This window comes from Corallococcus sp. CA047B, assembly GCF_003612065.1.
In the GTDB taxonomy this organism is placed as follows: domain Bacteria; phylum Myxococcota; class Myxococcia; order Myxococcales; family Myxococcaceae; genus Corallococcus; species Corallococcus praedator.
The window spans coordinates 1-10,278 of sequence record NZ_RAWD01000327.1; the positions used below are offsets into that span (position 1 = coordinate 1).

General features: G+C 72.0%; 8 protein-coding genes. 3 read left to right on the plus strand and 5 right to left on the minus strand.

Annotated elements, in window-relative coordinates; translation table 11 throughout:
• Positions 1–30: 30 nt before the first annotated feature.
• Positions 31–444, minus strand: coding sequence for a hypothetical protein (locus D7X74_RS34200; RefSeq protein ID WP_233595934.1), 414 nt, complete (start codon positions 442–444; stop codon positions 31–33).
• Positions 445–896: 452 nt separating this feature from the next.
• Here D7X74_RS34200 and D7X74_RS34205 point away from each other — a divergent pair, with 452 nt between their 5' ends.
• The 3 genes from D7X74_RS34205 (at position 897) to D7X74_RS34215 (ending at position 4,251) form a co-directional block, all read left to right on the plus strand.
• Entirely contained in the window at positions 897–1,892 is a 996-nt protein-coding gene (locus tag D7X74_RS34205) for a class I SAM-dependent methyltransferase (RefSeq protein ID WP_120537201.1), read from the plus strand.
• Positions 1,893–1,983: 91 nt separating this feature from the next.
• Positions 1,984–2,787, plus strand: a complete 804-nt coding sequence (locus D7X74_RS34210; protein WP_120537202.1) for a hypothetical protein — start codon at positions 1,984–1,986, stop codon at positions 2,785–2,787.
• Positions 2,788–2,838: 51 nt separating this feature from the next.
• Positions 2,839–4,251, plus strand: coding sequence for a wax ester/triacylglycerol synthase family O-acyltransferase (locus tag D7X74_RS34215; RefSeq protein WP_120537203.1), 1,413 nt, complete (start codon positions 2,839–2,841; stop codon positions 4,249–4,251).
• A gap of 3 nt (positions 4,252–4,254) precedes the next feature.
• On the opposite strand, the gene D7X74_RS34220 is transcribed toward D7X74_RS34215, so the two are convergent.
• The 4 genes from D7X74_RS34220 to D7X74_RS34235 all read right to left on the minus strand — a co-directional run.
• Positions 4,255–5,598: an FAD-binding oxidoreductase gene (locus tag D7X74_RS34220; protein ID WP_120537204.1), complete on the minus strand. Its 1,344-nt coding sequence runs from the start codon at positions 5,596–5,598 to the stop codon at positions 4,255–4,257.
• Between the two features lie 81 nt (positions 5,599–5,679).
• Positions 5,680–7,068, minus strand: a complete 1,389-nt coding sequence (locus tag D7X74_RS34225; protein WP_199741961.1) for a sigma-54 dependent transcriptional regulator — start codon at positions 7,066–7,068, stop codon at positions 5,680–5,682.
• Complete coding sequence (locus D7X74_RS34230; protein ID WP_120537205.1) at positions 7,065–8,597, minus strand: ATP-binding protein; 1,533 nt, start codon at positions 8,595–8,597, stop codon at positions 7,065–7,067. The genes D7X74_RS34225 and D7X74_RS34230 overlap by 4 nt, the downstream gene beginning before the upstream one ends.
• A 22-nt stretch (positions 8,598–8,619) precedes the next feature.
• Positions 8,620–10,278, minus strand: a 1,659-nt coding sequence (locus D7X74_RS34235; protein ID WP_370450835.1) for a HEAT repeat domain-containing protein, incomplete at its 5' end; no start/stop codon positions are given.

Consider the following 10,278-nt stretch of genomic DNA (forward strand, 5'->3'; position numbering starts at 1 on the left):
CCACCAACGCCTGCCACCCGGCTCGGGAGACTAGAGGCGCCCCGCGTTGGCCCAGTCAATCATCCGCTCCACCAGCTCCTCCGCGTTGCGGCGCAGGTAGGCGAGCTGCAACACCTCATCGTCCGTGGTCGCCTGCGCCATCCGCACCCGCAGGCCGTCCGCGAAGCGCACCACCTGCCCGATGCTCAGCCCGCCCCGGTCCTCCCGCGTCCCCGCGAAGCGCGCCACGTCCGCCTCCACCGAGGCGCCCTCCGCCAGCAGCGCTTCCACCAGCGCGGAGCGCGCCACCCGGTACTCGTGGTGCCGCGGGTCCTGGAGCTGCCGCCGCCAGGGCTGCGCCTCCCACAGCACGCGGGCCGCGTCCGCTTCGGCCTGCCGCGCCCCCACGACCGGGGTCGACCGCGTGTCCCGCACCCGCTGCGACTCGATGGCTCGGATCATCATCAGTGCCCCTCTCCACCACGGGGTCTGTCCACAGGCATGACCGACAGCGCACCTCCGCTCCGCGAGCCGTCGTCGCGGGTCGGGGGCTTCAACAGGGAAAACGCTTGAGACTGGATTTCTTGACGAGCCTGGAGGGATGGGGAATGCGCCAGTCGTCGACACCCCATCCGATGGGAAAAACCCTCTCGGCGGCTTGGATTCCAAGCGGTTGGCTGGGGCCTGTCAGGTCGTTCCAGGGTCATCCCTTCATCTTGTCGGGACCGGCATTTCGTGGATCGCCGGGGCACACCGCCAGTGAGGACAGGCCGGATGTTCAAGTGGGGACAGAAAGTGGCCCTGGAGGCGGATGGGCCAGGTGGGGGATTTCCCGCATCTTGCGGAGTCCGGGTTTCGGGGGGAGGGCGTGTGGCCCACGCCTCTGGAACCTTCACAGGCCTTCCGGGGGGATTGCCATGCCGAACCTGCTCGACCTGCCTCGTCAGGCATTGATGGACCTGCGCTCGCGTATCAGCCACCTGCCGCTCATCTCCCAATTGAACCGCCGGCGCGCGCCGGACAGCCTCATGCTGTCGAGTCCTTCGCCGCAGGACTCGGTGCTGGCGGACACGCAGCGCGTGGAGACCTGGCGCCGCGCGGTGGAGCGCTACGTGCGCCCGAACCACGTGGTGGTGGACGTGAAGGCCGGCACGGGCCTGCGCACCTTCCTCGCCGCGCACCAGCATCCGCGCCGGCTGTACGCGGTGGATGACTCGCGCATGTTGGACACCGCGCAGTGGGTGGCCCGCCGCAACGGGCTGGAGCGCATCGACTTCGTGCGGGAGCCCACCGGGCACTTCCAGCCACCGGAGAAGGTGGACGTGCTGCTGCATGACCTGCTGGGCGACGCGCTGTTCGACGCGGGGTTGGTGCCCCGGATGTTGGATTTGCGCTCGCGCCTGCTCAAGCGCGGGGGCCGCATCCTCCCCAACCGCTTCGAGGTCTTCGTGGAGCCGGTGCAGCTTCGCGACGAGGCGTGCGTTCCCTTCATCTGGACCCAGCAGCTGCCCAACGTGGACTTCCGCTGCCTGCAGTCGCTGCGCGAGGCGATGAGCCCGTCGTACTTCACGCGGCTGGTGCGCTCGTATGAGGTGGACCACCTGCTGTGCGAACCGGAGGCCGCGTTCAGCTTCGACCTGGAGACGATGCGCGCGGACGGCCTGCCTTCGCGCGTGCACATCCGGCGGCCGGTGGAGGAGGACGGACGGGTGGATGGCTTCTGCCTGTTCTACAAGGTGGCCTTCGACTCCGAGCTGGACTTCACCGTGTCCCCGCTGCGCGAGCGCAACGCCACGGCGATGACGCTGCTGCGCGTGGAGCCGCGCGAGTTCAGCCGCTATGAGACGCTGGACTTCCAACTGCAGCTGCCGGACCCGGCGGATCCGCGCACCTGGCGGTGGCAGTTCAACTGACGGCAGTGCGGGGCGCTGGAGTGATGGCCGGTGGACAGGCGTCCTGCCTCCGGGTGTCACCGGAGGTGGGACTGCCTAGCTTGCTGTACGCATGCGAACGTCCCGCCTCCTCGTCCTGCTGCTCGTCTCCAGTGCCGCACTGCCCGCGGCGGCCCAGGCCCCGCGCACGGTGGCGGGGGTGTGTGGTCGCACCAACTGGGTCTGCGTGTCGGAGTGCATCGACGCGGAGTGCGTCGACAAGTGCATGCGGGAGGGGTGTGAGGCGTCGCTCAAGCGGCTCAAGGCCTGCACCAGCAAGGCGGCCTGCGCGCCGGACGACACGAAGTGCGCGGCCACGTCCTGCGGCCTGACGTGTGAGCGGGCCTTCGAGCCCGCGCCGAAGAGTCCCGAGAAGCCGGTGGAGGACCCGTGCGAGGGGCCGAAGGCGCTCCAGGGCGCGGCCGTCCCGGCGGAGCTGGTGGGCACGTGGGTGCTGTCTGCGGCGAGCCTTCCGGATGTCGAGCAGGGGACCGAGGACCGCATCGAGGTGCAGCCGCGTTCGGACTACGCGCGCTCGCTGCGGCTGACGCCGACGGGGTGCTTCGTGCTGCGCACCAAGCTGGACGACGCGACGCTCGGCCGGGGCAGCACGCTGGAGGTGCGTGCCTGGGGCAAGGTGGAGATGACGGGCAAGGACAAGCTCGCGCTGCGCACGCAGGACGGACAGGCGCTGGGCCCGGTGTGCGGCAAGGAGCGCGTGGTGCCGCTGTCCAAGGGGAAGTTCAAGGGAGGGGACTACACGTACGCCATCGAGGAGAAGGACTCGCTCATCCTGACGGTGCCGGGGGCCACGCGGCAGACCTTCCAGTTCGAGCGGGAGAAACCCCAGGCCCCGGAGCCGCCGCCGAAGCCGTAGGTCCGGGCCCTGGGCCTTGCTCCGACGGGGCGCGTGGGTGAGAAGGACGCCATGGCAGGTCGCGAGCGGATGGGGAGCATGGACGCGGCGTGGCTCCAGATGGAGGAGCCCGCGAACCTGATGATGATCACCGCGGTGCTGTGGTTCGACGGTCCCATGGACCGCGAGCGGCTGCGCACGGTGGTGCAGGAGCGGTTGGTGGAGCGCTACCCGCGCTTCCGTCAGCGCGTGGTGCCGGGAGCGCTGGGCGCGCCGCACTGGGAGGACGCGACGGACTTCGACCTGGATGCGCACCTGTCCACGTTGCGCGTGCCGGTGACAGGGGGGCGCGCGGCGCTGGAGGCGGTGGTTGGAGACTGGCTGGGCGTACCGCTGGAGCGCTCGCGACCGTTGTGGCACCTGCACCTGGTGAAGGGCGCGGCGCGCGGGGATGTGCTGCTGGCGCGGCTGCATCACTGCATGGCGGATGGCATCGCGCTCGCGCGGGTGCTGCTGTCCCTCACGGATCCGGTGCAGGCGGATGCGGGGTCGGTGGGCTCCGAAGAGGTGAGGCGTGTGGAGGCCGCACCGTCCGTGAATGCGCGGGCGGTGTCCTCTCGCTCTGGCGCGGAGCCGCTTACGACTCCGGGATGGATGCGATTGGCCCGGGGGGCGCGGGCCGCGTTCCGCAAGGGCGTGGAGCTGGTGCAGGAGCCCATCCTCGCGGGCGACCTCGTGCGCGAGGGCGCTCGGGGTGCGGCGGCGCTGGGGAAGCTGCTCGCGCTGCCTCCCGACCCGCGCTCTCCTCTTCGCGGACCACTGGGAATGCGGAAGGTCGCCGCGTGGTCGGAGCCGGTGTCCCTGGCGCGCGTGAAGGCCGTGGGCCAGACGCTCGGGGGCACCGTGAACGACGTGCTGCTCACGGCGGTGACGGGCGCGCTGCGGCGCTACCTGACGGCGCTGGACGCTCCGCTGGAGGACATGCACGCGCTGGTTCCGGTGAACCTGCGGCCCCTGGATGAACCCGTCCCCAGGGAGCTGGGCAATCGCTTCGGCGTCGTGTTCCTCCGGCTGCCCGTGCACCTGGATGAACCGCGCCGCCGGCTTCGTGAAGTGGCGAAGCGCATGGAGGCCCTCAAGCGCTCGCCCGAGGCCGTGGTGACGTCCGGCGTGCTGGAGCTGCTCGGGCACACGCCGGCCGCGCTGGAGCGCGTCGTCGTGGACGTGATGGGGACCAAGGCGTCACTCGTCGCCACCAACGTGCCCGGACCTCGCCAGCCGGTGTCCCTGGCGGGCGCGCGACTCGACGGGCTCACGTTCTGGGTGCCCCAGGCCGGGCACGTGGGCCTGGGGGTGAGCCTCTTCAGCTACGCCGGACAGGTGACCCTGGGCGTGGCCTCGGATGCGTCGCGGGTGCCGGATCCGGGGGCCGTCGTCGCCGCGTTCCTGGAAGAAATGGAAGCGCTGGCGACGGTGGCTCCCTGAGCGCTACTTCGTGTGCGCGAAGAGTCCGTGCGGGTCGTACTTGCGACGGACCTCCGTGAGCTTCGCCCGCGTGTCCGCCGGCCAGGCGCTGTCGTAGTGCTCGGCCGACCGGGGCTTGCCCATGAAGTTGATGGTCATCTCGGGCGACAGCCAGGGCTTCAGGTCCGCGCGCATGCCCTCCTCGGCGGCGGGCATCACCGTCTGGAACAGCGGCGGAATCACCCCCACGAGGCCCACCACGAAGTTGGCGCCGCGACCACCGACGGCCGAGCCGCCCTCCACGTCGCGCGAGGCCGCCGCTCCCAGGTGACGCACCTCCACCATCAGGAACGGCGACTGCACGCCCGCGCCCGCGTGGCGCAGCAGCGCGGACGCGAAGTCCTGATCCACGTGGGTCAGCATCATGCCGCTCGTCCACGTGGGCATGGGGTCGGACGGGTCGCTGTGGATGCGGGCAATCTGCGAGGCGGGCAGGTCGCCCAACATGTCCATGTAGACGGGCGCCGCCGCGCGCAGGGGCGCCGCGAGCCGGGCACCTTCCTCGCTGCTGCCCGGGAACGCGAAGCGCACGGTGAGCAGCGTGCGGCCCCGGAGCGGGGGCGGGATGACGTCGAACGGCGGGAAGCGCATGACGGCGGCGCTCGTGGAGACACGCGCATCGGCCCCCTCCGTCCACTGGACCCAGGCGCGCAGCGCCGCGTCGATGTGCTCCTCGGCGAAGAAGAGCGCTCCTGCGTAGAGCATGGCCAGGTCCACGAGGCGCAGCCGCACCTCGGTGACGATGCCCATGCCGCCCTTGCCACCGCGCAGCGCCCAGAACAGGTCGGGGTTCTTCTCCGCGCTCGCCTCCACGCGCTCCCCGTCCCCCGTGACCAGCGTGAACCCGCTGACGTAGTCGGAGCTGATGCCGTGGCTGCGCACGAGTGGGCCCAGGCCGCCGCCCAGCACGTAGCCCACCACGCCGACGTTCGTCGACGAACCCGCGATGGGTGACAGCCCATGCTTCGCGGCCTCCTCGACGACGGCATCCCAGCACACGCCCGCGCCAAGGGTCGCCGTGCGCGACGCGACGTCGATGCTCACCTGGTTCATCCGCCGCGTGGAGATGAAGACTCCGGAGGTGACGGGCACATACGAGCCGTGACCCGCGCCCTGCACCGTGACGTTCAGCTTGTGCTCGTGGGCGAAGCGGACCGCCTCGGCGACGTCCGCGGCGGACTGCGCGGCGACCACGTACTCCGGCGTGTGCACGATGGTGACGTTGAAGCCGGCGACCTCCGGCGCGTAGCCGGCATCCTGCGAAGTGAAGACAGGGCAGCTCACACGGCTTGCGAGTGTCTGGGACATGGGACGTTGCTCCTTCGGTCGTCCAACCGGGATGCGGCTGGAGGGGGTTCGGGTCCGGTCGTGAAGAACCGCGCTGATGAATCAGAGCAGGCCGTGCTCTTCCAGCTTGTTGTAGAGCGTGCGCCGGCTGATGCCGAGCAGCCGTGCGGCCAGCGTGCGGTTGTCACCCGCGCGCTTCAGCGCATCCACGAGCGCGTCCTTCTCCACGTCCTTGCGCCGGGACTCCAGCGTGCCGGTGTCGGAGGAGGGGACGGGCGCGGCGACGGGCGGCGGCGCGAGGCCGGGCTGGCGGGACAGCTCGCGCGCGACGTCGGTGCCCGTGAGCAGCGGCCCGTCGGAGAGCACCACCAGCCGCTCCATGAAGTTCTGCAACTGGCGCACGTTGCCGGGCCACGGCTGGGATTGGAGCACCGCGAGTCCGTCCGTGCTCAACGTGAACGGCGGCCGGCCGTTCGCCTTCGCGTGCACGTCCAGGAAGTGGCGGGCGAGCGGTTCGATGTCCTCGGGGCGCTCGCGCAGGGACGGCAGCCACAGGGGCACCACGTTGAGGCGGTAGAAGAGGTCCTCGCGGAAGGTGCCCCGGCGCACCAGGTCCTCCAGGGGCTGGTGCGTGGCCGCGACGAAGCGCACGTCCACCTTGACCGTCTGCGTGCCGCCCAGCCGTTCGAACTCGCGCTCCTGGATGACGCGCAGCAACTTCACCTGCACGGCCTGGGACACGTCGCCAATCTCATCGAGGAACAGCGTGCCGCCGTGCGCCAGCTCCACGCGGCCGGGCTTGCGCGTCGCCGCGCCGGTGAAGGCGCCCTTCTCGTAGCCGAACAGCTCGCTCTCCAGCAGCGTGTCCGGCAGCGCCGCGCAGTGCAGCTTCACGAAGGGGCCCGCGCGCCTTGGGCTGCCGTCGTGCACGGCTCGCGCGGCCAGCTCCTTGCCCGTGCCGGACTCGCCGCGCAGCAGCACCGTGGCCGTGCCCACCGCGGCCTTCGCCAGCAGGGACTTCACGTCCGCCATGGCGCGGCTCGAGCCCACGAAGAGCCCGTCCGGCAGTCCGTCCGGAGACTTGCCGGTGCCGCGCGTCGGCTCCGGTTCCTTCTGGGCCCGCAGCAGCGCCTTGTGCAGTGAGAAGAGGAGTTCCTCGCGGTCGAAGGGCTTGAGCACGAAATCCGCCGCGCCGGCCTTCATCGCCTCCACCGCCAGGGGCACCGTGCCGTGCGCGGTCATCAGGAGCACGGGTACGTCCGGCCAGCCGCGTCCCACCTCCGTGAGCAGCTCCAGGCCGCTCATGCCCGGCATGCGCACGTCGCTCAACACCACGTCGATGGGCCGGCGCGAAAGCAGCGCCAGGGCGTCGCGCGCGTTGGACGCGGGGTGCGGGGTGAGGCCCGCCTGGGTGAGCAGCGCGCCCAGCACCTTGAGCAGGGCCGGGTCGTCATCCACCAGCAACACATGGCCCTTCAGTGGATCGCTCACGCGGCTTCTTCCTCGGACGGGGGGGACGGCAGGGCAGGGGCCTGGGGCAGGCGCAGGCGCAGGATGGTGCCACGGCCCTCGCCGCTCGTCAGGGACGCGGTGCCGCCGTGGGCTTCCGCCACGCGCCGCACGAAGGCCAGCCCCAGGCCGCTGCCCGTCGTCTTCGTGGTGAAGAAGTCGTCGAAGGCGCGCTCGCGCGTGCGGGCGTCCATGCCGCTGCCGGTGTCCTCCACGCTCACCACCACCGCGCTGGCGTCCTCGCCGGTGCGCACGGTGAGGGTGCCGCCCGTGGGCATCGCCTCGAAGGCGTTGCGCACCAGGTTCTCCAGCGCGTTGGCGAGCAGGTCCTCGTCGCCCTCGCAGGCGGGCAGGTCGGGCGCGAGCACCTTCGTCAGCACCACGTCGCCGGGATTCGCGAAGGCCTGGAGCGACAGCACGCCCTCCACCAGCCGGTTCAGGTCCAGCGGCCGGCGCAGCGGCTCCACGCGCGCCAGGCGCTGGTAGGTGCCCGCCACCCGGTCCAACCGCTCCACCTGTTCCAGGAGCAGGTCCAGGAACTCACCATGCGCTTCCCACGAGTGGCCGCGCGCGTGCTCTTCCTTGAGGTACTGCGCGGCGCCCTTGAGCGCGGCGATGGGGTTGCGCAGGTCGTGGGACATCTGCGCGGAGAAGCGCCCCAGGGTGGCCAGTTGTTCCATCCGTTCGCGCCGGGTGACGAAGCCGGTGACGACGCGTCGGGCCGCCGCCAGCAGCGAGAAGGTGATGGCGGTGGTGCCCACGACGAGCGCGCCGGACTCCGCGGCGAACACGCGGAAGAGCGCGAGGTACGCGAGGACGCCCACCAGCGCGAGGACGACGGCGTGCACCGCCGCGCTCGTGGCCCGAGCGTCCTGGCCGAAGAGCTGGAAGCGCAGCGACGCGGTGGCCATCACGGGCAGGCCCAGCAGGGTGCCCACGTTGCCCAGCTTCAGCACGGGCAGGCCCATGTCCGCCGCCAGGTCCGTGAGCAGCATCGCGACCAGCAGCGCCAGTCCCAGCAGCACCAGTCCCGCGCGGGCCCGCTCGTCCGGCAGCCCCGAACGGCGCAGGTGTCGCGCGAGGAGCACGAAGCTGGTGGTCAGGATGGGCAGCGCGAGCACGCTCACCGCGAGCCCGAAACCGACGGTGTTGATCCGCTGCGCCAGCGAGGGCACGCCGATGGCGACGAGCATGGTGAACGCGAGCGCGCTCATGACGGCGTAGGTGCCGTACATGGCCCAGGCGGAGCGGCGCCTGCGGCCCACGAAGGAGAGGATGAAGTGCACCGCGCACGGCAGGGTCATCAGCGCCGCGGCGAAGCCCACCAGCCGCCAGCCCGTGTCGCCGGAGCGCGCCAGCCCGAAGGCGGAGAAGTTCCAGGTGGACAGCGCGATGGACAGCAGCGACAGCGGCAGCGCGAGCGGGCTGCGGCCCACGCGGGCCAGCGCGATGCCGGCGAGGGCGAGCTGACCCGCGCACGCCAACAGGCTGACCCACATGGCGCCCGTCATCGTGTGCTCCCGGGCGGGAACCTCAGAGCATGCCCAGACGGCGGGCGTTGGCCGGATCCACCGCCGCGGCCTCCCAGCGTCGCACCGCGGCCTCGCGCTCCGCGTCGGGCGCGTCCGCGTAGAAGCCGAGCGTGTCGTGCAGGGCGCGGCTCAGCTCCTCGATGGAGGCCAGCCGCACGTCCAGCTCGCGGTGGCGCAGCGCGGCCACCAGCCAGTCCGCGCGGCGGCGGCTGCGGTTCTCCGCCCACCAGGACGTCCACTGGCGCGGTTGCAGACCCAGCGTGGCGCGGGTGACCTCGCGCAGCGCTTCGGCGGCGGCCTGCGCGCACATCGCGTCGTCGCTGCCGGTGAGGTTGATGAGGCCCTCGATGGCGTCGCGGTCGTGCAGCGTGCCCAGGGCCCGGGCCGCCAGCGAGCGGCGCAGCGCGTCCCGGCTGGTCAATTCCTGGCGCAGGTCGCGCAGGGACGCATCCAGGCGCGGCAGGTGCTTGAGCGCGGCGGCGGCCACGCGCGCGGCGCTGGAGATGTCCGGCTCCATGTCGAAGAGGCCGCGCAGCACCCCGTCCACCAGCTCCGCGTAGGGCAGGTTGCCCGCCGTGAGCAGCGCCAGGTAGCGCGCGTCCGCGTCGTTCGAGTCCAGCAGCGGCGCCAGCGCGACGGCCGCGGGACGGCCCAGGCGCGACAGGGCGGCGGGGATGGGGCCCAGCTCGTCCGCTTCCGGCAGCTCCACCACCGGCAGGCGGCTCCAGGCCGTGGGGCCCGGGAAGTGCTGCGCGAGCACACGGGCGCTGGCTTCGGGCGAGCGCGCCAGCTCCGCCATCGCGCTGGAGCGCTGCGCGGCGTCCGGTCCGGTGAGCCGGCGCAGCAGGGGCGTGAAGTCCGGGGGCGGCCGCTCCTCGGGAGACAGCACGCGCGGCGGCATGGCGGCGGCGCGGCCCAGGTTGCCCACGCCTCCGCGACCGAAGAACGGGCTCCAGCCGAGGCCCGCGACCACCGCGGGCGCGGGGGCGGGCAGGGACGCGGCCGGGAAGCCGGGCACGTCCACGTCGATGGAGATGTCCTCCTCCGGCGCGCGCAGCTCGGACACGCGCTGCTTGCGGAAGAGGATGAGCTCCTGGAAGGCCGCCGGCAGGTCCTGGCAGAACAGGATGTAGTCGCTCAGCCGGCGCTGGCTCATCGGCTTCTGGCCGCAGTCCCCGTAGAGGATGGCCACCAGCCGGCCCTTCACCTCCACCGGGTACAGGAAGACGGTGCGCGGCGCCTGACGGCCGAACAGCTCCAGGTAGTGCCGCGTGAGCGCGTCTGGCGGCAGCGGACCGGCGTAGCTGCCCCGCGTGACGGCCACGGTGCGGAAGACGCTGCTCGCGTCCAGCGGGATGGACACCTGCGACAGGGCGCTCGCGTCCAGGCCCTCGCCTCGCGCGTCCCAACCACCGGCGGCGCCTCGCACGACAGCGAAGGCGGCCACGTAGTCGAACGTGCGGCGGCCGAACCTCAGCGCCACGTCCACCAAGCGGTCCCGGTCCCGCGTCGCCTCGCGCAGCGCGGAGCGCGCCTGGGGCAGCGTCCAGTCCGGCACGGGCGCACCCGGTGCGCTCGATGCGCCCGCCACCGGGGCCGGGCCCTCGGACGTGGTGCGGGGACGGTTCGCGCCCGGGTTGGACGCCGGGTTGCTGAAGAT